Source organism: Pseudarthrobacter sp. NPDC058196 (genome assembly GCF_042882685.1).
Taxonomy (GTDB): Bacteria; Actinomycetota; Actinomycetes; order Actinomycetales; family Micrococcaceae; genus Arthrobacter.
In genome coordinates, this window is sequence record NZ_JBHVVN010000006.1 from 41,994 (window position 1) to 65,466 (window position 23,473).

Annotated in this window: 22 protein-coding genes; 11 read left to right on the forward strand and 11 right to left on the reverse strand. The window is 66.3% G+C overall.

Translation table 11 applies throughout. The features are described 5' to 3' along the window. Positions 1 to 52 precede the first annotated feature (52 nt). Entirely contained in the window at positions 53 to 781 is a 729-nt protein-coding gene (locus ACFVVC_RS09865) for a TetR family transcriptional regulator (protein WP_387452038.1), read from the forward strand. Between the two features lies 1 nt (position 782). Beyond that, entirely contained in the window at positions 783 to 2,897 is a 2,115-nt protein-coding gene (locus ACFVVC_RS09870; RefSeq protein ID WP_387452042.1) for an acyl-CoA dehydrogenase, read from the forward strand. Between the two features lie 90 nt (positions 2,898 to 2,987). Here ACFVVC_RS09870 and glgA read toward each other — a convergent pair whose 3' ends face one another. After that, complete coding sequence (gene glgA, locus ACFVVC_RS09875) at positions 2,988 to 4,193, reverse strand: glycogen synthase (protein WP_387452045.1); 1,206 nt, start codon at positions 4,191 to 4,193, stop codon at positions 2,988 to 2,990. A gap of 101 nt (positions 4,194 to 4,294) precedes the next feature. On the opposite strand from glgA, the gene glgC reads away from it, so the two are divergent. The 3 genes from glgC to ACFVVC_RS09890 all read left to right on the forward strand — a co-directional run bounded on the left by glgC (position 4,295) and on the right by ACFVVC_RS09890 (position 7,735). Next, the gene (gene glgC / locus ACFVVC_RS09880; RefSeq protein WP_387452048.1) at positions 4,295 to 5,707 is read left to right on the forward strand and encodes a glucose-1-phosphate adenylyltransferase; all 1,413 of its coding nucleotides are present in this window, start codon (positions 4,295 to 4,297) and stop codon (positions 5,705 to 5,707) included. Between the two features lie 87 nt (positions 5,708 to 5,794). Beyond that, positions 5,795 to 7,246: an SDR family NAD(P)-dependent oxidoreductase gene (locus tag ACFVVC_RS09885; protein ID WP_387452051.1), complete on the forward strand. Its 1,452-nt coding sequence runs from the start codon at positions 5,795 to 5,797 to the stop codon at positions 7,244 to 7,246. Positions 7,247 to 7,264: 18 nt separating this feature from the next. Further along, complete coding sequence (locus ACFVVC_RS09890; protein ID WP_387452053.1) at positions 7,265 to 7,735, forward strand: pyridoxamine 5'-phosphate oxidase family protein; 471 nt, start codon at positions 7,265 to 7,267, stop codon at positions 7,733 to 7,735. 47 nt (positions 7,736 to 7,782) lie between these two features. On the opposite strand, the gene ACFVVC_RS09895 is transcribed toward ACFVVC_RS09890, so the two are convergent. The 3 genes from ACFVVC_RS09895 to ACFVVC_RS09905 are packed head-to-tail and all read right to left on the reverse strand — an operon-like array spanning position 7,783 to position 11,174. Beyond that, positions 7,783 to 8,634: a transglutaminase N-terminal domain-containing protein gene (locus ACFVVC_RS09895; RefSeq protein WP_387452056.1), complete on the reverse strand. Its 852-nt coding sequence runs from the start codon at positions 8,632 to 8,634 to the stop codon at positions 7,783 to 7,785. Further along, positions 8,631 to 9,557: an alpha-E domain-containing protein gene (locus tag ACFVVC_RS09900; RefSeq protein ID WP_018761308.1), complete on the reverse strand. Its 927-nt coding sequence runs from the start codon at positions 9,555 to 9,557 to the stop codon at positions 8,631 to 8,633. The genes ACFVVC_RS09895 and ACFVVC_RS09900 overlap by 4 nt, the downstream gene beginning before the upstream one ends. 60 nt (positions 9,558 to 9,617) lie before the next feature. Next, on the reverse strand, positions 9,618 to 11,174 hold the full coding sequence (locus ACFVVC_RS09905) for a circularly permuted type 2 ATP-grasp protein (RefSeq protein WP_387452060.1): 1,557 nt from the start codon (positions 11,172 to 11,174) through the stop codon (positions 9,618 to 9,620). A 113-nt stretch (positions 11,175 to 11,287) separates the two neighbouring features. On the opposite strand from ACFVVC_RS09905, the gene ACFVVC_RS09910 reads away from it, so the two are divergent. Together ACFVVC_RS09910 and pepN are read left to right on the forward strand one after the other, a co-directional pair. Then, entirely contained in the window at positions 11,288 to 12,346 is a 1,059-nt protein-coding gene (locus tag ACFVVC_RS09910; RefSeq protein ID WP_387452062.1) for a YeiH family protein, read from the forward strand. Between the two features lie 33 nt (positions 12,347 to 12,379). Continuing rightward, the gene (gene pepN, locus ACFVVC_RS09915) at positions 12,380 to 15,016 is read left to right on the forward strand and encodes an aminopeptidase N (RefSeq protein WP_387452065.1); all 2,637 of its coding nucleotides are present in this window, start codon (positions 12,380 to 12,382) and stop codon (positions 15,014 to 15,016) included. 11 nt (positions 15,017 to 15,027) lie between these two features. Here pepN and ACFVVC_RS09920 read toward each other — a convergent pair whose 3' ends face one another. The 5 genes from ACFVVC_RS09920 to ACFVVC_RS09940 all read right to left on the reverse strand — a co-directional run bounded on the left by ACFVVC_RS09920 (position 15,028) and on the right by ACFVVC_RS09940 (position 19,050). Further along, the gene (locus ACFVVC_RS09920) at positions 15,028 to 16,122 is read right to left on the reverse strand and encodes a biotin/lipoate A/B protein ligase family protein (RefSeq protein WP_387452068.1); all 1,095 of its coding nucleotides are present in this window, start codon (positions 16,120 to 16,122) and stop codon (positions 15,028 to 15,030) included. 97 nt (positions 16,123 to 16,219) lie between these two features. Further along, positions 16,220 to 16,477 carry a type B 50S ribosomal protein L31 gene (locus ACFVVC_RS09925; protein WP_018761303.1) on the reverse strand — a complete coding sequence of 86 codons (258 nt, stop codon included), beginning with the start codon at positions 16,475 to 16,477 and terminating at the stop codon, positions 16,220 to 16,222. A 164-nt stretch (positions 16,478 to 16,641) separates the two neighbouring features. After that, the gene (locus tag ACFVVC_RS09930; protein WP_387452071.1) at positions 16,642 to 17,451 is read right to left on the reverse strand and encodes a TrmH family RNA methyltransferase; all 810 of its coding nucleotides are present in this window, start codon (positions 17,449 to 17,451) and stop codon (positions 16,642 to 16,644) included. Between the two features lie 7 nt (positions 17,452 to 17,458). Further along, complete coding sequence (locus tag ACFVVC_RS09935; RefSeq protein ID WP_387452074.1) at positions 17,459 to 18,244, reverse strand: sulfite exporter TauE/SafE family protein; 786 nt, start codon at positions 18,242 to 18,244, stop codon at positions 17,459 to 17,461. Between the two features lie 20 nt (positions 18,245 to 18,264). Next, positions 18,265 to 19,050 (reverse strand): ABC transporter ATP-binding protein, encoded by a 786-nt coding sequence (locus tag ACFVVC_RS09940; protein ID WP_387452077.1) that lies wholly within the window; start codon positions 19,048 to 19,050, stop codon positions 18,265 to 18,267. Between the two features lie 124 nt (positions 19,051 to 19,174). Between ACFVVC_RS09940 and serB the strand changes: the two genes are divergently transcribed. Next, positions 19,175 to 20,068, forward strand: a complete 894-nt coding sequence (serB, locus tag ACFVVC_RS09945) for a phosphoserine phosphatase SerB (protein ID WP_387452080.1) — start codon at positions 19,175 to 19,177, stop codon at positions 20,066 to 20,068. A gap of 73 nt (positions 20,069 to 20,141) precedes the next feature. Here the strand turns inward: serB and ACFVVC_RS09950 are convergent, their stop codons facing one another. After that, a complete protein-coding gene (locus ACFVVC_RS09950) occupies positions 20,142 to 20,894 on the reverse strand; it encodes an SDR family oxidoreductase (protein ID WP_387452083.1) in 753 nt (250 codons plus the stop codon). 138 nt (positions 20,895 to 21,032) lie between these two features. Beyond that, the gene (locus tag ACFVVC_RS09955; RefSeq protein WP_109044611.1) at positions 21,033 to 21,758 is read right to left on the reverse strand and encodes a beta-ketoacyl-ACP reductase; all 726 of its coding nucleotides are present in this window, start codon (positions 21,756 to 21,758) and stop codon (positions 21,033 to 21,035) included. A gap of 152 nt (positions 21,759 to 21,910) precedes the next feature. Between ACFVVC_RS09955 and ACFVVC_RS09960 the strand changes: the two genes are divergently transcribed. Genes ACFVVC_RS09960 through ACFVVC_RS09970 form a run of 3 tightly spaced genes read left to right on the forward strand, consistent with a single transcriptional unit; the run spans position 21,911 to position 23,472 of the window. Next, positions 21,911 to 22,339: a DUF3099 domain-containing protein gene (locus tag ACFVVC_RS09960; RefSeq protein WP_387452087.1), complete on the forward strand. Its 429-nt coding sequence runs from the start codon at positions 21,911 to 21,913 to the stop codon at positions 22,337 to 22,339. Next, positions 22,336 to 22,596 carry a hypothetical protein gene (locus ACFVVC_RS09965; RefSeq protein ID WP_387452090.1) on the forward strand — a complete coding sequence of 87 codons (261 nt, stop codon included), beginning with the start codon at positions 22,336 to 22,338 and terminating at the stop codon, positions 22,594 to 22,596. The genes ACFVVC_RS09960 and ACFVVC_RS09965 overlap by 4 nt, the downstream gene beginning before the upstream one ends. Next, complete coding sequence (locus ACFVVC_RS09970) at positions 22,597 to 23,472, forward strand: SURF1 family protein (protein WP_387452093.1); 876 nt, start codon at positions 22,597 to 22,599, stop codon at positions 23,470 to 23,472. The last annotated feature ends 1 nt before the right edge of the window (position 23,473 follow it).

A 23,473-nucleotide genomic window follows, 5' to 3' on the forward strand; every position in this document is an offset into this window, starting at 1 on the left:
CTCTGCTCACATGCGGTTACCGATACCCAGCGTACCTGATACGCTGGGTATCGTGAACTTCCACAATTCCGGCCACCCGCTCACGGTTGAGCTGCCACCTGCCGCCAGTTCAGACGGCCGTTCCGCACGCTGGCAGAGCCACCGCGAAGAACGCCGCCGGGAGCTGATCAAGCAGGCCCGCAGGGCAGTCCATGCCCTCGGAAGCGACGCGTCCATGGAAGAGATCGCTACGGCCGCCGGAACCTCCAAATCGGTGTTCTACCGCTACTTCGGGGACAAAGCCGGCCTGCAACAGGCGGTGGGGGAAGTGGTCCTGAGCCAGATGCAGAACCGCATTAAGGAAGCAGCCCAGAGTGCCCTGACGCCGCGGGAGGGCCTGCTCGCGATGGTCTCGGCCTACCTGCAGATGGCGGACACCAGCCCCAGCGTCTATGCATTCGTCACCAGCTACGCCCCTGCCGAGTCCACGGGACAGTCGTCTCCGGCGACGGGGGCCGGCGCCCTGGGCCACTTCTTCGATGCCATTGCGGACATGATCGCCGCGCCCATGCGCTCCCACCTGGGTGAGGTGGGGGAAACCGTCATCGGGTTCTGGCCCCGGGCCGCGATCGGCCTGGTACGGAACGCCGGCGAGCAATGGCTCAGCACACCTGACTCCCCCACCAAGCCCAGCCAGGAAGCCATGGCCCGCCACATCACGGCGTGGCTCTGCGTTGGCATAGCCCCGGAACTCACCCCCGCCCCACCGACCACCAAGTTATCCGCCAAAGAAGGACTGTGACATGACTGACGTAGTGGACCGTACCGCCCGAAAAGGGCTCCGCTCCCCGGCAACCCCGGCAGCCAAACCCGTAGCCGACACCCCTGCACCCGCCGTCGACGTCGCGGCCTTGGGCCGGCAACTCCTGGGAAAGTGGGCCGATGTCCGGCTCCAGGCACGGGACCTGGCCGCACGGCCGGAACTGCACAAAGTTGAAGGCCTGACACATACGGACCACCGCGAGCGGGTATTCGGCCAGCTGAAATACCTCGTGGACAACAATGCCGTCCACCGTGCGTTCCCGGCAGAACTGGGCGGCTCTGACGACCACGGCGGAAACATCGCCGGGTTCGAGGAACTGGTGGTGGCGGATCCCTCACTGCAGATCAAGGCCGGGGTCCAATGGGGGCTGTTCGGGTCAGCCGTCATGCACCTGGGCACGGCTGAACACCACACCAAGTGGCTGCCGGGCATCATGAGCCTGGCCATCCCGGGCTGCTTCGCCATGACGGAGACAGGCCACGGCTCGGATGTCGCCAGCGTCGCCACCACGGCTACCTATGACCCCGCTACCGAAGAATTCATCATCCACACCCCGTTCCGTGCAGCGTGGAAGGACTACATCGGCAACGCTGCCAAGGACGGACTGGGAGCTGTGGTCTTCGCCCAGCTCATCACCCGGGGAGTCAACCACGGCGTCCACGCACTCTACGTCGACCTGCGGGACCCGGACACCAAGGAATTCCTGCCGGGCATCGGCGGCGAGGATGATGGCATCAAGGGCGGCCTGAACGGGATCGACAACGGCCGCCTGCACTTCACCAACGTCCGCGTCCCGCGCACCAACCTCCTGAACCGGTACGGCAACGTGGACGCCGACGGCACCTACACCTCCCCCATCGCGAGCCCCGGCCGCCGCTTCTTCACCATGCTGGGAACGCTGGTCCAGGGCCGGGTGTCACTGGACGGCGCCGCCGTTGCCGCCTCCAAGCTGGCGTTGAAGGCTGCCATCCAGTACGCCACCGAACGCCGCCAGTTCAACGCTTCCTCCCACACCGACGAGGAAGTCCTGCTCGACTACCAGCGGCACCAGCGAAGGCTTTTCACCCGGCTGGCCACCACATATGCTGCCGGTTTTGCCCACGAACAGCTGCTGCAAAAGTTCGACGACGTGTTCTCCGGCGCGCACGACACCGACGCGGACCGCCAAGACCTCGAAACCCTGGCGGCGGCATTGAAGCCGCTGAGCACCTGGCACGCCCTGGACACCCTGCAGGAGTGCCGTGAGGCATGCGGTGGTGCCGGGTTCCTGATCGAGAACCGGTTCGCCTCGCTCAGGGCCGACCTTGACGTCTATGCCACGTTTGAGGGCGACAACACCGTGCTGCTGCAGCTTGTGGCCAAGCGCCTGCTCGCTGACTATGCCAAGGAATTCCGGAACGTGGACTTCGGCGTGCTGGCCCGCTACGTGGTGAACCAGGCGGCCGGCGCTGCGGTCCACCGCACCGGCCTGCGCCAGGTGGCCCAGTTCGTAGCGGACACCGGGTCGGTCCAGAAGGCTGCGCTCGCCCTCCGCGACGAGGAGGGCCAGCGCGCGCTCCTGACCGACAGGGTGCAGACCATGGTGGCCGAGGCCGCTGCTGCACTCAAGGGCAGCAAACGGCTCCCGCAGGACAAGGGCGCCGCCCTGTTCAACAGGCACCAGAACGAACTCATTGACGCCGCCCAGGCACACGCCGAGCTGCTGCAGTGGGAGGCCTTCACGGAGGCGCTCCAGCAAGTGGCTGACCCGGGTACCCGGACAGTCCTGACCTGGCTGCGGGACCTCTTTGGCTTGTCCTTGATCGAGAAGAACCTGTCCTGGTACCTCATGAACGGCCGCCTCTCCATGCAGCGGGCGCGGACCGTGGGCGGGTACATCAACCGGCTGTTGGAGAAGATCCGTCCCCACGCCGTGGACCTGGTGGACGCGTTTGGCTACGGCGAGGACCATGTCCGCGCAGCCGTCGCCACGGGCGCCGAGAAGGCGCGCCAGGACGAGGCCCGCGCGCATTTCCGGAACGAGCGTGCCAGCGGCCAGGCTCCGGTTGACGAGAAGGTCCTCATCGCGAAGGCCGCGGCCGGCCGCAAGGGCTGAGACGCACGCACCGTCTCTTTGGAGGAAATGACGACGGCGCCGCTCCCCTTCCACGGGGGCGGCGCCGTCGTCGTTTCTGCTTGGGGACGCTCAGCTGGTGGCGGGCAGCACGGAGCGGTACACCTCAAGGGTGGTCTCGGTGATGGATTCCCAGGAGAAGTGCTTCTCGGCGCGCTCGCGGCCTGCCTGTCCCATGGCGCGGGCGCGCTCGGGGTCGGACACCACCTCGGTGAGGGCTGCGGCGAACTCCGTGACGAACTTCTCCGGATCCAGCGGCGTTCCGGTACCGTCCGTGACCTGCTCCAGGTCCACCAGGAGCCCGGTCCTGCCGTGATCCACCACCTCGGGGATACCTCCGGTGGCGCTGGCCACCACAGCTGCTCCGCAGGCCATCGCCTCGAGGTTCACGATTCCGAGGGGTTCGTAGATGGAGGGACACGCGAACGCTGTGGCGTGGCTGAGCACCTGGATCAGCTCATGCCGCGGCAGCATCCGTTCGATGAGGACCACGCCCGTGCGCTGCTTTTGCAGGTCCTCGATCAGGGCGGCGGTTTCCGCAGCCAGCTCGGGGGTGTCCGCCGCACCCAGGCACAGGACCAGCTGAACGTCGGCGGGAAGCTTCGCGGCAGCCCGCAGGAGGTAGGGGACGCCCTTTTGCCGCGTGTTTCTTCCCACAAAAACAACGCTCGGCTTGGCGGGATCGATGCCCAAGGCGCGGACGGCGTCGTCGTTGTCGTCACGCTGCCACAGCTCAACATCGATGCCGTTGTGGACCACCCGGACCTTCTCCGGGTCAACGTCGGGGTAGCTGCGCAGGATGTCCTGCCGCATACCCTCCGAAACGGCGATGATGCCGGCCGCAGCTTCGTACGCCGTCTTCTCCACCCAGGATGAAAGGGCGTAGCCGCCGCCGAGCTGCTCGGCCTTCCAGGGACGCAGCGGCTCGAGGCTGTGAGCACTGAGGACGTGCGGAATTCCGTGGAGCAGGGACGCCAGATGCCCTGCCATGTTGGCGTACCAGGTGTGCGAATGGACCACGTCGGCGCCTTGGACGTCCGGCACGATGCGGAGGTCCACGCCCAGGGTCTGGACCGCGGGGTTGGCCCCGCCGAGGTCCTCCGGCACCTGGTAGGACGTCACCGTCGCCCCGTGGTAGTCAGCGTCGCGCGGCGCCCCGAAAGCACGAACCTGCAGGTCAACATGCTTACTAAGCACCCTGCTCAATTCGGCGACGTGCACCCCGGCGCCACCGTAGATCTCCGGCGGAAACTCTTTAGTCACAATGTCTATACGCACAAGACCCAAGGTAGTCCTTCACGCATAACTGTTCTAGTGTGAAGGAGTCCGGGTGGACCGGACTGTCTTGGGAGTTACGAAGGCGTACAGGAGCGACCACCATGCCGTTAAATAAGAAAGTCCTGGCCATTGTCCTCGCAGGCGGCGAGGGAAACAGGCTGATGCCACTGACGGCAGACCGGGCCAAACCCGCCGTGCCCTTTGCCGGCAGCTACCGCCTTATCGATTTCGCGTTATCCAACCTTGTGAATTCCCGCTACCTGCAGATCGTCGTCCTGACCCAGTACAAGTCGCACAGCCTTGACCGCCACATCTCCGAGACCTGGCGCATGTCCACCCAGTTGGGCAACTACATCGCTTCCGTTCCCGCCCAGCAGCGCGTGGGCAAGAGCTGGTTCCTTGGCAGCGCCAATGCCATCTACCAATCCCTGAACCTCATCCATGACGCCAACCCCGACATCGTCGTCGTGGTCGGCGCGGACCACGTGTACCGCATGGACTTCGCCCAGATGGTGGCCCAGCACGTGCACAGCGGTGCCAAGGCCACAGTCGCCGCCGTCCGGCAGCCGCTGCACATGGCCGATCAATTCGGCGTCATCGAAGTGGACCAGAACGATTCCCAGAAGATCGCCGCGTTCGTCGAAAAGCCGGCAAGCACGCCGGGCCTGGCCGCGGACCCTTCCCAGTTCCTGGCCTCCATGGGCAACTACGTGTTCGACGCCGACGCCCTGGTGGCAGCCCTGCATGTGGATGCCGAGCGGCTGGACACCAAGCACGACATGGGCGGCGACATCATCCCCTACTTCGTCAACCGCGGCGAAGCCGGTGTCTACGACTTCACGCTCAACGACATTCCCGGCTCCACCGACCGAGACCGCACCTACTGGCGCGACGTGGGCACCATCGATTCCTTCTATGACGCCCACATGGACCTCATCTCCCCGATGCCGGTGTTCAACCTGTACAACTCCGAGTGGCCCATCTACACCCGGCAGAGCATCTCGCCGCCCGCGAAGTTCGTCCGGGGCGACAACAACACGGTCGGAACGGCCCTGGATTCCATCGTGGCCAGCGGCGTGGTCATCTCCGGCGGCATCGTTGAAGGCTCCGTCCTGTCCAACGATGTCTATGTGGCCACGAGCGCCAGGGTCACCGATTCGGTCCTGATGGACAAGGTGCAGGTTGGAGCGGGCGCCGTGATCAACCGCGCCATCCTGGACAAGAACGTCAAGGTGCCGGCAGGAGCCGCCATCGGCCTGGACCCGGACCTGGACCGGGCGCGTGGATTCAAGGTCACCGAATCCGGCATCACCGTCCTGGCCAAAGGCCAGGAAGTACCGGAACCCGGCGACGACGAACGGCAGCTGGCCGCCCAACACCTGGGGCTCATGCCCAACGCCGTCAAAGCTGCGGCGGACCAGTACCCCGAGGTCCGCGAGACCGTGGGCAAGGTTGCCGGGACGCACGCGGCGGCCGCGGCGCAGGCATCACCGGACGACGCCCGGGTGTCCTGACCGACTCCTGAGGGGAAGAACGTACGGCGCGGGCCGGAGCACCAGGACGGTGCTCCGGCCCGCGCCGTACGCTGTAAAATTTGACTAATGAGCTCCCCCGATCTGACCCCTGAGGAAATCCAGGCCTGCCTCAAGGTCCTGAATACGATCCACGCGTACGACGAGGAGCACCCCGACTACGTTTCGGTGCGCCGCGCCACCGGAAAGATGTTCAAGGCCGTCAAGCGCCACCGCAGGGTCACCAAGCGCGACTCCATTGCCGAAGCCGACCGGGCAGTCATCGCCCAGACCGCCACCGCTGCCCCGGACCGGATTGACGACGAAACCCGCGGCAACAAACTGGCTACGTCTGCCACCGGAAACATCGCCGGCCACCTCATCCGGTCACGCCCGTGCTACATCTGCAAGCAGCACTACACCCAGGTGGACGCCTTCTACCACCAGCTCTGCCCCGAATGCGCGGCCTTCAGCCACAGCAAACGCGACGCACGCACCGACCTCACCGGCCGGCGTGCGCTGCTCACCGGCGGCCGCGCCAAGATCGGGATGTACATCGCCCTCCGGCTGCTCCGGGACGGTGCCCATACCACCATCACCACCCGCTTCCCCAAGGACGCCGCACGCCGGTTCGCCGCCATGGAGGACAGCGCCGACTGGCTGCACCGGCTCCGGATCGTGGGCATCGACCTCCGTGATCCGGCCCAGGTGATGGCATTGACTGATTCGCTGGATGACGCCGGGCCGCTGGACATCATCATCAACAACGCGGCGCAGACCGTCCGGCGGTCAGGCAATGCCTACAAGCCGCTGGTGGATGCCGAGGATGAGCCGTTGCCCCCGGCCCTGGAATACGCCAACGGCGGTCCGGAGCTGCTGACCTTCGGCCACGCCCATGACAAGCACCCGCTGGCCTTGGCCGGCAGCGTCACAGAGCACCCGGTCCTGGCCGGCGATGCGATCACGTCGCTGGCCCTGTCCACCGGCTCGGCGTCACTGGAACGGATTGCGTCCGGGACGGCCATCGACGCCGGCGGGCTGGTTCCGGACCTGGCCACCATCAACAGCTGGACCCAGGTGGTGGACGAGGTGGATCCGCTGGAAATGCTCGAAGTCCAGCTCTGCAACGTCACGGCCCCGTTCCTGCTGGTCAGCCGCCTTCGAGGGGCCATGAAGCGGTCCACGGCGCGCCGGAAGTACATCGTGAACGTCTCCGCCATGGAAGGCCAGTTCTCACGGGCGTACAAGGGACCGGGACACCCGCACACCAACATGGCCAAGGCCGCGCTGAACATGATGACGCGCACCAGCGCCCAGGAAATGCTGGACACCGACGGCATCCTGATGACCGCCGTGGACACCGGGTGGATCACCGACGAGCGGCCCCACTTCACCAAGGTCCGGCTGATGGAGGAAGGGTTCCACGCTCCCCTGGACCTGGTGGACGGCGCCGCCCGGGTCTACGATCCGATCGTCATGGGCGAAAGCGGTGAGGACCAGTACGGTGTCTTCCTCAAGGATTACAAGCCCAGCCCCTGGTGATGGGCGTATGCTCACGGCATGAGCAACGAGTCATCTACCCAAGTGGAGAACCTGGAACACCACGATTGCTGGGCATTGCTGCGGACCGTCTCCGTGGGCAGGCTCGCCGTGCTGGCGGACGGGCGGCCGGATATTTTTCCGGTCAATTACACGGTGGACGGCGGCACGCTGGTGTTCCGCACCGGCCAGGGCACCAAGCTCTCCGCAGCCACCGGTGAGGATGCCGCCGTCGCTGTGGAGGCAGACGGCGTGGACCCGGACACAGGCCTGGCGTGGAGCGTGGTGATCAAGGGGACAGCCGCCCTGGTCAAAAGCACCGAAGAGGTCCTCGACACCTCCCGCCTCTACCTCTTTCCCTGGCAGGCAGGACGCAAGGATGCGTTCGTGCGCGTCACCCCGGACTCCATGACGGGACGCCGCTTCAAGGTCACCGATCCGATGACCTGGTGGACGCAAATCTCCAGTTCCGCCAGGACGGCACTGGAATAGGACGACGCCGGCCCATCCCCCGGCCGCAACGGCCGGGGGCGCCGTGGTCAGGCGAGCTGGGTGATCTCGACGCTCACGTTGAGGGCGGAGCCGCCACCGCCGGACAGGATGCCCTTGAGCGGAGGCACGTCGCGGTAGTCCCGGCCCCGCGCCACCGTGACGTGGAAGTCCCCGGCAGGCTTGTGGTTGGTGGGGTCCCAGCTGCGCCAGTCCCCGTCCCACCACTCCAGCCAGGCATGCGACTGCCCGGCGACAGTCTCGCCGATCCCGGCGCTGGACCGCGGGTGCAGGTATCCCGAAACATACCGGGCCGGAATGCCGCAGCTCCGCAGTGCACCGATGGCGAGGTGGGCCAGGTCCTGGCAGACGCCCTGGCGCTGGCCCCAGGCTTCTTCCGCGTTGGTGGTCACGGCGGTGGAGCCGGACATATACGTCATTTCGCCCCGCATCCAGGCAAAGACCGCCATGGCCGCCTCGTGCGGGTTCTTGCCGGCCACCACTCCGGGAACGATGCCCAGCACTTCTTCACCGGGGCCGCTCAGCCGGGACTGCGGCAGCCAGTCGCTGAATGTGTTCAGGGTGTCCGGCGATGCCAGGACATCCCAACCCACGATGTCCGCCTCGGTGGGGATCTTTTCGGCCCGGTGCACCTCGACGGTGATGTTGGAAACCACCTCAAGGTGCTCGTGCGGCATCTGCATGTCAAACGCCGTCACCCGGGTGCCCCAGTAGTCACGGTAGGTGCTGACGGCAGCCTGCGAAGGGGAGACCTTGACCACGGATTCCAGCACTACCTGCTGGGAGTCCGTCAGCGGCGTCATCCGGGCTTCGTTGTAGGACAGCGTCACCCGCTTGTTGTACTTGTAGGCCGTCCTGTGGACGATGCTCAACCGGGTCATGACACTTCTCCCACCCAGGCAAGTTCGTCCGCCTGATTGAAGTACTTACGGGAAATGGCATCCGAGGCCTGGGACACGGCCTTCTGCACCCGCTCCATGTGCTCGGGCAGTTCGGACATGAGATCATCCGTCCGGTGGAACTCGAGGAAGGTCCGGGCCTGGCCAACGATGCGGCGGGCGTCGTTGATGAACCCCACCCGCTGGGCTGACGGATCCAGCTTGGCCAGGCACTCGTCGGCATCGCGCAACGCGTAGACAATCGACCGCGGGAACAGCCGGTCCAGGAGCAGGAATTCGGCCGCGTGCTGGTCACCGAACGCCGCCCGCCGGGTACGCAGGAACGATTCGTAGGCGCCGGCGCAGCGGAGCATGTTGACCCAGGACATGCCCGCAGAGAGTACGTCGCGGGTGGACAGCATCCGCGCCGTCATGTCGGCGCGTTCCAGGGAACGGCCCAGAACCAGGAAGAGCCAGCTTTCGTCGTGGCTGACGGTGGTGTCGGCCAGGCCGCTGACCATGGCCGTCCGTTCCAGCGTCCAGTTGCAGAAGCGGTAAGTGCCCACCACGTCCTTGCGGTGCTGGCTGAGCCCGTAGTAGGTGGTGTTCAGGCTTTCCCACAGACCGGACGAGACGGTTTCCCGGGCACGGCGGGCGTTCTCCCGGGCTGCCCCGAGGGATCCGGCGATGGACGTGGCACTCGTCTTGTCATAGGCCAGCGCGTGCAGCAGCTCGGGCAGCCCAAAGTCTTCGCTCTGCGGCCGGGCTCCCATCACCGCCAGGAGTTCCTGGGCGACGCTCCGGCGTTCCTCCATGGGGAGGTGGTTCAGGCGTTCCAGGTGCACATCCAGGATGCGGGCGGTACCGTCCGCCCGCTCCACATAGCGGCCAATCCAAAACAAGGACTCGGCAATACGGCTAAGCATTCGCGGCTACCTCCTGCGCGTCCGGAACGTTGAAAGAAAAATGCCCGACGGCGGCCCGGCTCACTGCTGCTGCTCCGACTGGCGGTCGCGCCAGTTGCTTTCCACCGGCCACACGGAGACCCGTTCACGGACGGTGACGGACTGGCGGGGAACAGTTTCCACCGGCATTTGCGGTGAATCCGCCAGGACCCAGGTGTCCTTGGATCCGCCGCCCTGGCTTGAATTGACGATCAGGGATCCTTCCTTAAGCGCCACCCGGGTGAGCCCGCCGGGGAGCACCCAGACATTCTCGCCGTCGTTCACGGCAAAGGGCCTCAGGTCCACGTGCCGCGGGCCGAACTTGTCCCCGCCGAGTGTGGGGACGGTCGAAAGTTGCAGCACGGGTTGGGCGATCCAGCCGCGCGGATCTGCGATGACCCGCTGGCGGAGGGCGTCCAGTTCATCCTTGGAGGCGTCCGGGCCGATGACCAGGCCCTTGCCGCCGGACCCGTCCACCGGTTTGACCACCAGTTCGGCGAGGTTGTCCAGGGTGTACTCCCTGGCCTCCTTCTCCTCGAGGCGGAAGGTATCCACGTTCGCGATGATGGGTTCCTCGCTGAGGTAGTAGCGGATCAGGTCAGGGACGTAACTGTAAACCAGTTTGTCGTCCGCCACGCCATTGCCCACGGCGTTGGCGATGGTGACGCCGCCGGCGCGGGCGGCGTTGACCAGGCCGGGGCAGCCGAGCATGGAATCGGAGCGGAACTGCAGCGGGTCCAGGAAGTCGTCGTCGATCCGCTTGTAGATGACATCCACGCGCTGTTCGCCCGCGGTGGTGCGCATGTAGACGCGGTTGCCGCGGCAGATGAGGTCACGGCCTTCCACCAGTTCCACGCCCATGAGCCCGGCCAGGAGCGTGTGTTCAAAGTAGGCGCTGTTGAACACCCCGGGGGTGAGTACGACGACGGTGGGATCGTCGACTCCGGCCGGTGCGGTCTTGCGCAGGGCCGAGAGCAGCCGGCGGGGATACTCTTCGACGGGCCTGATGAGCTGCTGGCCGAAGGCTTCGGGCAGGCCCTTGGCCATAGCGCGGCGGTTCTCCAGGACATAGCTCACACCGGAGGGAACCCGGACGTTGTCTTCCAGGACGCGGAAGGTGCCGGCGGCGTCGCGGACGACGTCGATGCCGGAAATGTGGACCCGGACCCCGCCGGCGGGTTCAAAGCCGTGGACCTGGCGGTGGAAGTGTGCACTGGTGGTCACGAGCTGGCGCGGGATGACGCCGTCGGAGACGACCGTCATCTTGTCGTAGACGTCGTTCAGGAACGCCTCAAGGGCGCGGACGCGCTGGGCGACGCCGCGTTCCAGGACGCTCCACTCCGCTGCCGGGATGACACGGGGAACGATGTCCAGCGGAAAGGGCCGTTCCTCGCCCGCGTAGTCGAACGTGACACCGCGGTCCAGGAAGGTTCGGGCCATCGAGTCCGCGCGCGCACTCACGTCCGCCAGCGAGAGCTTCCGGAGGGCGTCCGCCACCTGCCCGTACGAGTCCCTGGCCTGCTGGCCGGGGGCGAACATCTCGTCGTAGGCCCCGGTGCGGCCCGCGGCCTCGGAGTAATCCTGGAATAGGTCTGACATGTCCAATAGCCAACCATCTTTTTGTTTCGAATTCATTACTGCCATCCATTCTGGCGTGTTGGCGCCGATGGCCCGGTTCGTACTTTACGGGCCTCTTCGGGCACAGTAGGTGAGTGCCAGTCAGCAGAAGCCTCCCAGCGCCGGGCCACGGCGGCTCCTGGCGCCCGCTGGTTCGGCTCATCGCAGGCTTCCTGACCGCCGCGGCCGCCGTTGCGGCCGCGTTCCTAGTGCACGGACTGGTCCCGGCGCTGCCGGCCATGACCGTGGCTGTGGTCCTCGGCGTCCTGGCCGCCAACCTGCCGGGAACGGGAGCCTGGACGGCGGGCCGCGCCCGGCCGGGCCTGGACTTCGCCGGCAAGCACCTGATGCGCGGCGGGATCGTGCTCCTGGGCCTGAAAGTCAGCGTCATGGACGTCCTCAGCCTGGGCTGGCCGGCGCTGGTCCTCATCGTGGGCGTCGTGGCTGCCAGCTTCGGCGGGACTTACGCGATCTCCCGACTTTTCCGCCTGCCGCCGGTGACATCGCTCCTGGTGGCCACGGGGTTCTCCATCTGCGGCGCCTCGGCGATCGGCGCCATGGCCGCCGTCCGCCGCATCCGGCACGCGGATACCGTCCTGCCGGTCGCCCTGGTGACCCTCTGCGGAACCCTGGCCATCGGTGTCCTTCCCCTGCTTTCCCATCCGTTGGGGCTTTCGGCAGCCGTCTTCGGCGCCTGGACGGGTGCCTCGGTGCACGACGTTGGCCAGGTGGTGGCCACGGCGCAAACCGCCGGCACCGCGGCGCTGGCGATCGCCGTCGTCGTCAAGCTCACCCGGGTCCTGCTGCTGGCCCCCGTTGCCGCGCTGGCGGGCGCACACCACCGCCGCGGCGCCCGGCCCCCGGCGGCCACGGACGGTTCGACGTCGACAAGGCCGCCGCTGGTGCCGTTGTTTGTCCTCGGGTTCGTTGCCATGGTGGCGCTGCGGTCAACGGGCTGGCTGGCCGCCGGCTGGCTCGAGGCCGGTGCCGCCGTCCAGGACATCCTCCTGGGCGCGGCCTTGTTCGGGCTGGGCTCCGCGGTGCGGATCCGCACCCTGCTGCATACGGGTGCGCAGGCGCTCCTGGCAGCCCTCGCCTCCTGGCTCCTGATTGCGGTGCTGGGCCTCGCGGCCGCCTTCGTTATCGCGGGCTGAGTCAATCAAACGGCACCATGATTAGATATCCGGGTGTCACATGAGAATCTGCAGCGCCGCGAAGCCGCTGAACGTTCAGTCCTGATCAGCACCACCAGTTACGACGTCTCGCTGGATGTGCGGCAAGCGGCGGATCCGGCCGTCGCAGGGTATACAAGCCGCAGCGTCATCAACTTCACGGCTTCAGAGCCCGGCGCCAGCACGTTCCTGGATTTCATTGGCAGCGAAGTGCACAGCGTGTTCCTCAACGGCAAGGGCCTGCCGGTGGCGGACATAGTGGATGGCGCCCGGATCCGGCTGGACAACCTGCGGGCCGAGAACCAGGTGACCGTTACCGGCACGGCGCTGTACAGCCGCTCGGGCGAAGGCATGCACCGGTTCGTGGACCCGGCCGACGGCCAGTGCTACCTCTACACCCAGTACGAGCCGGCCGACGCTCGCCGGGTCTTCGCCAACTTCGAGCAGCCGGACCTCAAAGCCACCTACACGTTCCATGTGACGGCGCCGGCCCACTGGCAGGTGGCATCCAACGGCGCCGAGGTGAACCGCACCCTGCTGACCAGCGATCCGGCCACAGCGCGGTGGGACTTTTCCACCACGCTGCCCATGTCCACGTACATCACCACCGTCCTTGCCGGCCCCTACTTCAAGGCAGAGGACCGCTGGAAGGCAACGCTCGACGACGGCACCCGGCTGGACGTGCCGCTGGCACTCTACTGCCGGGCGTCCATGGCGGCGTCCTTTGACCCGGAGGCGCTGTTCGGGCTGACCAAGGCAGGCCTGGACTTCTTCAACCGCCTCTTCGACTTCCCTTATCCGTGGGGGAAGTACGACCAGGCATTCGTGCCCGAGTACAACCTGGGCGCCATGGAAAATCCCGGCCTGGTCACCTTCACGGAAAGCTACGTCTTCACGTCCCGCGCCACGGATGCGCAGTACCAGGCCCGGGCCAACACCCTGATGCACGAGATGGCGCACATGTGGTTCGGCGACCTCGTGACCATGCAGTGGTGGGACGATCTCTGGCTCAAGGAGTCGTTCGCCGACTACATGGGCACCCTGGGCGTGGACCAGGCCACTGGCTGGGACACCGCCTGGGTCAACTTCGCCAACAAGCGCAAGGCTTGGGCCTATGTGCAGGACCAGCTCCCCACCACGCACCCGATCGTGGCGGACATCCCCGACCTCGAAGCCGCCAAGCAGAACTTCGACGGCATCACCTACGCCAAGGGCGCCTCGGTCCTGAAGCAGTTGGTGGCCTACGTCGGCTTTGACGCCTTCGTCGCCGGATCGCGGGAGTATTTCCGCAACCATGCCTACGGAAACACCACGCTGGCCGATCTCCTCGAGTCCCTGCAGGCCGCTTCCGGCCGGGATTTGACCGGTTGGGCCCGCCAGTGGCTGCAGACCTCCGGGATCTCCACCCTGTCCCTGCAGGTGGGCGCCGGGGGGTCCGACGACGGCTGGCTGGCAGGTGTGGAAATCGTCCAGGAGGCAGTGGACCCGGTCACCGGACGCGAAGAGCTGCGCCCGCACCGGCTTCGCATCGGCTCCTACGATTTCGACGGCAACGGCGCCCTGGTCCGGACCGGGAGCATCGAAACCGACGTGGCCGGCGCCAGGACGGAACTCCCCCAGCTTGCCGGCCAGCCACGGCCTGCCCTCATCCTGGTCAACGATGACGACCTGACGTACGCCAAGGTACGGCTGGACCCGGACTCCCTGGCCACCGTCCGCGCCTCCCTGGACCGGATCGCCGATCCCATGGCCCGCGCCCTCTGCTGGACGGCCTTGTGGAACTCTGCCCGCGACGCGCAAAGCCCTGCCGCCCTCTATGTTGACGCCGTAGCCGCGTTCGCGCGCGCCGAGACCGGAATCGGCGTGCTGTTGAACATCCTCGACAACGCGGCCACCGCCGTCGAACACTACGTCCCACCGGCAGCCAGGGACGCGGTCCGTGCGTCCTTCCTCGCCACCGCGGCAGCCGAACTGGACCGGGCCACGCCGGGTTCGGACCAGCAACTGGCCTGGGCGCGGACCTTGGCGGGCTTCAGCCGGCACGATCCCGCCATGCTCCCGCGGCTCCGCGGCCTGCTGGACGGCTCAGTTCCCGTGCCGGGCCTGACAGTCGACGCTGAACTGCGGTGGCAGCTGTGGCACGCGCTGGCGGCCAATGGACAGGCCACCGCTGCCGAGCTCGACGCCGAACTTGCCCGGGACACCACAGCCTCCGGCCGTACCGGCCACGCCACCGCCATGGCATCCCGCCCCGAAGCCGGCGTGAAAGCGGCGGCCTGGGACGCCGCCGTGAAGGAAAACGAGCTATCCAACCAGCTGCTGACAGCCACCATCAATGGGTTCAGCACGGCACCGGCACAGTTGCTGGATCCGTACATCGGCCCGTACTTCGATTGCCTGCGGACCGTTTGGGCTGAGCGGAGCATCGAAATCGCCAGCCGGATCGTGCGCGGGCTCTACCCGTCATCGCAGGACCTGGCCGGGGGCACGGCTCCGGAAAAGCATGCAGTGGTGCGGCGGACGGATGACTGGCTGGCGGCCAACGAGGATGCACCGCGCGCCCTGCGCCGGATCATCATCGAACAGCGAAGCCACCTGCTGCGGGCGCTCACGGCGCAGGCAGCGGGCGTTCCTTCATCGGTCGGCGGGTAACCGCCGTCAGGCTACGGGACCCGGTAGAGCCACTCCTCGGTGCCGAATTTAGCGGCCACGCGTTCCTCGGCGGCTGCCAGCTCGTGCCCGGCCAGCTGTGACGGGGCGGCCCCGTAGCGCTCACTGAACACTTCGATCATCGATTCGATGATCGCCATCCGGGCAAGGCCCGTCTGCCGGCGCAGCGGATCGACGCGTTTCTTTGCGCTGCGTGTGCCCTTGTCAGAGAGTTTTTCCTTGCCGATCCGGAGGACCTCGACCATCTTGTCGGCGTCGATGTCATAGCTCATGGTCACGTGGTGCAGCATTCCCCCGTTGGCCAGGCGTTTCTGCGCGGCGCCGCCGATCTTTCCCTGATCCGTGGCGATGTCGTTGAGGGGGACGTAGAACGCGTTGATACCGAGCTTCTCCAGCGCCGCCATGACCCAGGCGTCCAGGAACGGGTAGGAGTCGGCGAAGCTCAGCCCGTCCACCAGCGTCTGTGGCAGGTAGAGCGAGTACGTGATGCAGTTGCCGGCCTCCATGAACATCGCGCCGCCGCCGCTGATCCGCCGGACCACGTTGATGCCGTGCTTGGCCACGCCGCCGGGATCCACCTCGTTCTGGACGGACTGGAAGCTGCCGATCACCACGGAGGGTTCCTGCCAGTCCCAGAACCGGAGGGTGGGAGTCCGCTCCCCGGTGCCGACGGCCTCGGCGAGAACCTCGTCCAGGGCAACGTTGATTTCCGTCGGGAGCACCGTGGGCGCGATGACGTTCCATTGGTGATCCGTCCAGGAGGTTGCCTTGGCAAGCGCGCGGCGGACGGTCACGGCCACGGCGTCCGCGGAAAAGCCGAACAGCACGGCCCCGGCCGGCAGAGCCGCCGTGACGGCAGCGGCGAGGTCCGCGGCCGTCGTCGCCTCGGGCAGTCCGGTCAGTGCCCGGTTGATATCCTCCAGGGCTTCGTCGGGTTCGAGGAAGAAGTCGCCGCTGACGGAGACCTCCGCCAGGGCGCCGTCCTCGACGGCAAGGTCAACCACAACGAGCTTGCCGCCGGGGACCTTGTATTCGCCGTGCAGTCGCCGGGCACCGGCAGGATCAGTGGCAGTAAGGGGCTGGCTCATGCTTCCCATCCTGCCCCAGAAAACGGGCGCGCGGTTAACGCAAAACGCCCGCACCGTTTCCGGTGCGGGCGTCCTGCAAAAAGCTTGGGCGAAGGAATTACTTCTTGCCGCCGAAGCCCTTGAAGCGAGCGTTGAAGCGCTCGACGCGGCCTGCAGAGTCCATGATGCGCTGCTTGCCCGTGTAGAACGGGTGGGACTCGGAAGAGATTTCGACGTCGATGACCGGGTAGGTGTTGCCGTCTTCCCACTCGATGGTCTTGGAGGAAGACACGGTGGAGCGGGTCAGGAACTTGGTGCCGGAGGCCAAGTCGTTGAAGACAACAGCTTCGTACTTCGGGTGGGTATCAGACTTCATAATGGGACCTTTGTTCGCGCAACTGGATTTTGCCAGTTGCCAGGTATGAATGGGATGGCTGGAATCTGTCGGATCAGCCGAAGCTGAAAAAGCAGGACAACCAGCTATCCATCATAGACCAAGCGGAGGGGGCTGACGAACCGGCGCCCCCGCGAAGACGCAGGTCACCCGCGTGCGCGCAACTCCCAGAACGCCACGGCGGACGCCGCGGCCACATTGAGGGAATCCACGCCGTTGCGCATCGGGATTTTGACGGCGAGGTCGACGGCGGCCAGGGTGCCGGCGCTCATGCCTGCGCCTTCGGTGCCGAGCACCAGGGCGAGCTTGTCCGGATTGCGGGCTGCCACGGCGTCGACGTCCTCGGCGTCCGGCGTCAGCTCCAGCGCGGCGACCGTGAATCCGTGGTCCTTAAGTACTTGCAGGTCCCCGGGCCAGTCGTGCAGGCGCGCCCAGGGCACCTGGAATACGGTGCCCATGCTGACCCGCACGCTCCGGCGGTAGAGCGGATCGCCGCACCGCGGCGAGACGAGCACGGCGTCAATATCCAAGGCTGCGGCTGAGCGGAAAATCGCACCCACATTGGTGTGGTCCACAATGTCCTCCAGCACGGCCACGCGGCGTGCCCCGGCGAGGAGCTCCGGAAGGGCCACCGGGGCCGGGCGCTGCATCGCCGCCATCGCCCCCCGGTGCAGGTGGAAGCCGGTGATTTCCTCCAGCAGGGCGGCCGAGCCAATATACGCGGGAACGTCAGGGTAGGCCTGGAAGACGTCGTCAAGGTCCGCCATCCACTTCTCGGCCAGGAAGAATGAGCGCGGCGCATGGCCTGCCGCCAGGGCGCGGCGGAGGACCCGCGACGATTCGGCGATATACATCCCCTCGGCAGGCTCGCGGAGCTTGCGCAGGTGGACGTCGGTCAGCGTGGTGTAGTCGCTCACGCGCGGGTCATCGGCGGATTCGAGGTAGTGGAAGGTCACCGGGTGATTATTTCAGCAGGTTGGCGATCATGACGCCCAGTGCCACGATGCCCAGGCTGAAGATGACCGCCCGGAGGACGCGCGGCGAGAGCTTCCGGCCCACCTTCGATCCCATCAGTCCGCCGATGGTTGAACTGACGGCGATCAGCAGCACCACCAGCCAGTTGATCCGGTCAAAGGCGAAGACCAGGTAGGAGATGGCGGCCACCATGTTCACGCCGAGGACCAGGATGTTCTTCATGGCGTTGGCGTTCTGGATGGTCCCGGTGAGGAACACCCCGAGGATGCCTACCAGCAGGATTCCTTGTGCCGCGACGAAGTAGCCGCCGTACACGCCGGCCAGGTATACGAGCACCACCAGGAGGATTCCGTGGCGTTTGTCCCGTACGGCGTGCTCCGGATTGGTCTCGCGGTTGCGGACCCAGTCCTGGAGCCTGGGCTGGAAGACCACCATCAGCAGCGCCAGTACCAGGAGCACGGGTGCGACGTAGTGGAAGACCTGTTCGGGCAGGTGCAGCAGCAGCCAGGCCCCGGTGATGCCGCCAAGGACCGACGCCGGCAGGAGGCGGAGGACCTGGCGGCCCCGTCCTGCGAGCTCCCGGCGGTAGCCGAACGCACCGGCCGCAGTACCGGCCACGAGTCCCATGGCGTTGCTCATGGAGGCTACGACCGGGGCCACCCCCAGGGCGATGAGTACGGGGAAGGTGACCAGTGTCCCGGAGCCAACTACTGCGTTGATGGTGCCGGCCCACAGGCCGGCGATGAACACAATGGTGCTGCTGAAGAATTCCACAACCGTTCGGCAGGCGTGGCTTAGCGGCGGGCTGTTGCTGTGTAACGGCCTGCGTTTTCGGACACGTCCAGGCGAAGGCCGAAAGTGGTGCTCAGGTGTTCTTCGGTGAGGACCTCGGTGATGGGCCCGGCGGCCACCACGCCGCCGTCCCTGAGCAGCATGGCGTGAGTGAAGCCGGGAGGCACTTCTTCGAGGTGGTGGGTGACCAGGACCATGGCCGGAGCTGCCTCGTCGCGGGCAAGCTCGCCAAGCTTGTGGACCAGTTCTTCACGCCCGCCAAGGTCCAGGCCGGCACCCGGCTCATCCAGCAGCAGCAGCTCGGGATCGGTCATCAGGGCGCGGGCGATCTGGACGCGCTTCCGCTCCCCCTCGGACAGGGTGGCGAAGGTCCGGTTGAGCAGCGGTCCCATGCCCCAGTCGTTCAACAGCCGGAAGGCGCGCCGTTCGTCGTCGCGTTCGTACCCTTCCCGCCAGCGGCCGGTGACGCCGTACGCCGCGGTGACCACCACGTTGAGGACGTTCTCATGCTCGGGGATCTGGGTGGCCAGGGCTGCCGAGGACAGGCCGATGCGTGGCCGGAGCTCGAAGACGTCCACCCGGCCAAGGACTTCGTCAAGGATGCCTGCGGTGCCGCTGCTGGGGTGGAGCCGGGCTGCCGCAATCTGGAGGAGGGTGGTTTTGCCGGCGCCGTTGGGGCCAAGGATGACCCACCGTTCGCCCTCGTTGACCTGCCAGTCGACCTTGTCCAGCAGGGTCTTTTTACCTCGGACAACGCTGACGGAGTCCAATTCCAGAACATCACTCATAGGAATAGACACTAGGACAAAAAAGATGATGACTGATAACCGGTGTGAAGGTCCCAGGGAGCCCCGGCAGGAGGGCACGCAATGAATTCAGGGGACCCCCTTGGCGCTCGATAAGATTGCAGGCATGACTTCGAACGTGACTGCGGTCAGCTATGGCCAAAATTTGACCCCCAACGGGCTGGAGCAGCTGCGTTCCGTCCTTGCTTCACAGGGCGCCGTGGTGCTGTCGGAGACAGGACTGGGTGACGAGCGCTACCAGGTGTCCGTGGCCGAGCTCGCGCTTCCGGACGCCACGGCGGCCGGGCTCGCGGGCCTGCGGCGGGCGGTGGCGGAGGCCGCGATCGAGGGTTTTGACACCGCCCTGGTGCCGGCCGGGCTGCGTGCCGCCGAACGGAAGCTGCTGATCATGGACGTCGATTCCACCTTGATCCAGCAGGAGGTTATCGAGCTCCTGGCGGCGTACGCCGGCAAGCGGGAGGAAGTGGCCGCCGTGACCGAGGCCGCCATGCGCGGGGAACTGGATTTCGCGCAGTCCCTCCACGCCCGGGTGGCGGTCCTCGCAGGGCTGCCGGCCGACGTCGTCAATTCCGTCCGCCACGAGGTGAAACTCAGCGAAGGTGCCGCCGAACTGGTTGCCGCATTCAAGGCCGCAGGCCAGGTGGTGGCTGTGGTCTCCGGTGGCTTCAACCAGATCCTCGCGCCGATCGCAGCGGACCTTGGCCTGGACTACTGGCAGGCCAACGAACTGGAAATCGTGGACGGTGCGCTCACCGGCAAGGTGCTCGGTGCGGTGGTGGACCGGGCTGCGAAGGAGAAGTACCTGCGCGAGTGGGCCGCGGCGGAGGGCATCGCCCTCGAGCACACCGTTGCCGTAGGTGACGGCGCCAACGACCTGGACATGCTCGGCGCCGCCGGCATCGGGGTGGCGTTCAACGCCAAGCCGGCCGTCAGGGCGGTAGCGGATGCCGCAGTGAACATGCCGTACCTGGACGCCGTCCGCTACGTCGCTGGGGTCTGAGTCCCTGTTAAACCCCTGATGGGCTCCGCTTGGCGGAGCCCATCAGGGGTTTAAGGGGTGGAACAGCGGGCGGTTACTGGACGCCCTTGCCGAAGTAGTCTGCGCCGCCGGCATACTCGGTGTGGCCGGACTCGACGTCGGCCGTTGCCATACTGGCCACAACCTGGGCGAATTCCTCCACGGAGTACAGCTTCCCGGCTTCGGCGCGGCGTGCCTCGATGGCACCTGGCGTGGAGCGGTCCAGGAGCGTGGCGGTGACGGTCCCTTCGATCATGTCCCCGGAGACCACCACCAGGGAGATGCCCTTCTCCGCGAGGTTGGGGATCAGCTCCCGGAGGGCGTCCTCACCGGCGCGCTTGCTGCGGGCAACGGGCTCGTAGGCTTCCATGGTGGGAACGGTGTTGATGAAGTGGGCCTGGTGGCTGGTGACGAACACCACGCGGGAGCCTTCCCGCATGAGGGGCACGGCGGCGTTGAGCATGTTGACCTGCGCGTCGCGGTTCAGTTTGAGCGCGTAGTCCTCCCCCATCCCCGTTTCCATGCCGCCGGAGGCATTCAGGACCAGGATGTCCAGGGACCCGAAGTTTTCCATGGCCGCGCTGGCCAGCGCCTGCACGCCTTCCTGCGTGGTGAGGTCGGCACCGATGGCTACCGCCCGGCCGCCGTCAGCCTCGATTCCCTGTACCACTTTGTTGGCGCGGGGCGCCTTCTGGCGGTAATTGACGACGACGGCGGCCCCTTCCGAGGCGAGGATCTTGGCTACGTCGGCGCCGATGCCCCGCGATGATCCGGTGACGATGGCCGTCTTGTTGTCCAGCAGTCCCATACGAGCTTCCTTTGTTCGAAACATCCAAATCGTTGTGGCCTGCAGTCCATCATGCCAGCGGCTGTTCCCAATGCCTTTGTCCGACCTCGACAAATAAGCGCCACCGGCCTAGTGCACTGCAGGGCCAGGCAGGACCGGTCAGTGCCCCATGCCCAGGCCGCCGTCCACCGGGATGACGGCCCCGGAGATGTAGGCGGCTTCGTCGCTGGCGATCCAGCGGACCACGTTGGCAACCTCGGACGCTTCGGCGAAGCGGCCGGCCGGGATGCTGGCCAGGTAGTCCTTCTGGGTTGCCTCGGGGAGTTCGGCGGTCATGTCGGTGTTGATGAAACCGGGGGCCACCACGTTGGCGGTGATGCCGCGTGAACCAAGTTCGCGCGTGAGGGACCGGGCGATGCCCACCAGTCCGGCTTTGGACGCGGAGTAGTTGATCTGGCCGGGAGCGCCATACAGGCCGGACACCGAGGAGATCAGGACCACGCGGCCCTTGCGGAGCCGGATCATCCCTTTGGACGCGCGCTTGATGACGCGGAACGCGCCGGTGAGGTTGGTATCGATGACAGAGGTGAAGTCGTCCTCGCTCATGCGCAGCAGCAGGGTGTCCTTGGTGATGCCGGCGTTGGCCACCAGGACTTCCACGGGGCCGTGGGCGGCTTCCACTTCCTTGAAGGCTGCGTCCACGGAAGCCTCGTCGGTCACGTCGGCCTTGACGCCGAGGATTCCCTCCGGCAGCTGCGATTCACTGCGGTAGGTCACGGCCACTTTGTCGCCGTTGGCCAGGAATGCCTGTGCGATGGCCAGGCCGATACCGCGGTTTCCGCCGGTGATCAGGACGCTGCGGGCTGCGGAAACTGCTTCAGTCATAGAGGGCTCCGGTTTTCTGCGGCAGGCTGGGCCGCGGTTGCAGTGAGTGGTTTGGGCTGCCTCCGATCTTAGCGGCAGGCCCGGTACGGGTTTGGGCAGCACTGCCGATGGTGCGAGAATTGAGGGAAGCCTTTGGAGCGTGATTATTCACCGTGACCCTTGAAAACCATGCGGGACATTCCGCGCCCGGAGAACCGGGCCGGTTCTCCGGCGATACCGAGGTACACAGCATTACCGAAGCAGCTGGAGCGCACTCGGAGGATATGCGCCAGCGGATGATCAAGTACGCCCTGGCAATGGGCATCCGCATGGTTTGCCTGGTCATGATTTTCGTGGTGGACGGCTGGTTCAAGATCATTGCGGTGGCCGGCGCGGTGTTCCTGCCCTGGGTGGCGGTGGTCATAGCCAACGGCAATGACAAAGCAGAAGGGCACAGTGACCTGCTGATCGATTCCGCGCCACTGGCCGAGCTCGAAAGCCCGGCTCCCCCGGCCGAAGACGAAGAAGCAGGGAACGCCGTGCTTCAGGGCGAGCTGGTAACAGACGACGAGGAACAGGGAGAGGAGCGGCAGGCGCCATGAGCCTTTTCGATTTCGCAGCAGGATCGGACATGGCATCGGAGGCGGCGGCGCTCTGCTCACGGAAGGCCTGCAGGTCCGAAGCGTCCTGGCAACTCCTCTGGAACAACCCCAAGATCCACGCTCCCGAGCGGCGGAAGACCTGGCTGGCCTGCGCCGAGCACCGCGAATGGCTGGAGGACTACCTCCAGACGCGGGGACTGTGGAAGGAAACCCTTCCCTTGCAGACGGACGCGGGCCCCCTGGAGCGGGATATCTGAATGTATCGTTTCCTCTTCTCCAGCAAGTGGCTGGGCTATCTCCTGCTGGCCGCCATCTTTGCCACGGCGTGCGTCTTCCTGGGCCGCTGGCAAATGGACCGCCGCGCCGAGACCCTTGCCGAAATCAACCGGGTGGTCAACAACTACTCGGCAACGCCCATCCCTTTCTCCCAGGCGAAGGGCCAGTTCGCGCAGCTGGACCCGGCCAAGGAATGGACCCAGGTTGAGCTCAAGGGGACCTACGACGCCGCCGGTCAGCGCGTGGTGAGGAACCGGCCCCTCAACGGCCAACCGGGTTATGAGGTTGTTGTCCCGTTCCGGCTGGACAGCGGCGAAACCGTGGTGATCGACCGGGGTTGGCTGCCCATCGGAAACAAGAATCCCGGCAGTCCGGATTCGGTGCCGGCGCCCCCGGCCGGTGAGGTGACCGCCGTCGTGCGCTTGAAGCACGGCGAGCCGGAACTGCAGCGGGGGGCACCCACGGGACAGTTGGCGTCCATCGACCTGCAAACCTATGCGGCGCAACTGGGTTATCCGGTGTTCACCGGGGCGTACGGCCAGCTGGCCTCGGAAACGCCGGCTGTTGCCGATATGCCCGTTGCGTTCCCAAAACCGTCCACGGATGAGGGGACGCACCTGTCCTACTCCCTGCAGTGGTTCGCGTTCGGTGTGCTCATGTTCGTCGGCTTCGGCTATGCGGCGCGGCAGCAGGCGCGCAACGCCGCGATCGACGCCGAGGATGAGGAGGCGCCCGCCGACGGGGCCGTCCATTCCGCCGTCCCCGCCGCCCGCCGTCGGCCGGCACCAGCGCGGAAGCGCACTAAGGTGACGGCCGAGGAAGAAGAAGACGCCCTCCTGGACGCGCAGGGGTTCTGAG

Excerpts from the sequence above, each read along its gene's own strand:
- ACFVVC_RS09870 (WP_387452042.1), top strand. The coding sequence starts at position 783 with ATGACTGACGTAGTGGACCGTACCGCCCGAAAAGGGCTCCGCTCCCCG.
- glgC (WP_387452048.1), top strand. The coding sequence starts at position 4,295 with ATGCCGTTAAATAAGAAAGTCCTGGCCATTGTCCTCGCAGGCGGCGAG.
- ACFVVC_RS09885 (WP_387452051.1), top strand. The coding sequence starts at position 5,795 with ATGAGCTCCCCCGATCTGACCCCTGAGGAAATCCAGGCCTGCCTCAAG.
- ACFVVC_RS09890 (WP_387452053.1), top strand. The coding sequence starts at position 7,265 with ATGAGCAACGAGTCATCTACCCAAGTGGAGAACCTGGAACACCACGAT.
- ACFVVC_RS09895 (WP_387452056.1), bottom strand. The coding sequence starts at position 8,634 with ATGACCCGGTTGAGCATCGTCCACAGGACGGCCTACAAGTACAACAAG.
- ACFVVC_RS09900 (WP_018761308.1), bottom strand. The coding sequence starts at position 9,557 with ATGCTTAGCCGTATTGCCGAGTCCTTGTTTTGGATTGGCCGCTATGTG.
- ACFVVC_RS09905 (WP_387452060.1), bottom strand. The coding sequence starts at position 11,174 with ATGTCAGACCTATTCCAGGATTACTCCGAGGCCGCGGGCCGCACCGGG.
- ACFVVC_RS09920 (WP_387452068.1), bottom strand. The coding sequence starts at position 16,122 with ATGAGCCAGCCCCTTACTGCCACTGATCCTGCCGGTGCCCGGCGACTG.
- ACFVVC_RS09925 (WP_018761303.1), bottom strand. The coding sequence starts at position 16,477 with ATGAAGTCTGATACCCACCCGAAGTACGAAGCTGTTGTCTTCAACGAC.
- ACFVVC_RS09940 (WP_387452077.1), bottom strand. The coding sequence starts at position 19,050 with ATGAGTGATGTTCTGGAATTGGACTCCGTCAGCGTTGTCCGAGGTAAA.
- serB (WP_387452080.1), top strand. The coding sequence starts at position 19,175 with ATGACTTCGAACGTGACTGCGGTCAGCTATGGCCAAAATTTGACCCCC.
- ACFVVC_RS09950 (WP_387452083.1), bottom strand. The coding sequence starts at position 20,894 with ATGGGACTGCTGGACAACAAGACGGCCATCGTCACCGGATCATCGCGG.
- ACFVVC_RS09955 (WP_109044611.1), bottom strand. The coding sequence starts at position 21,758 with ATGACTGAAGCAGTTTCCGCAGCCCGCAGCGTCCTGATCACCGGCGGA.
- ACFVVC_RS09965 (WP_387452090.1), top strand. The coding sequence starts at position 22,336 with ATGAGCCTTTTCGATTTCGCAGCAGGATCGGACATGGCATCGGAGGCG.
- ACFVVC_RS09970 (WP_387452093.1), top strand. The coding sequence starts at position 22,597 with ATGTATCGTTTCCTCTTCTCCAGCAAGTGGCTGGGCTATCTCCTGCTG.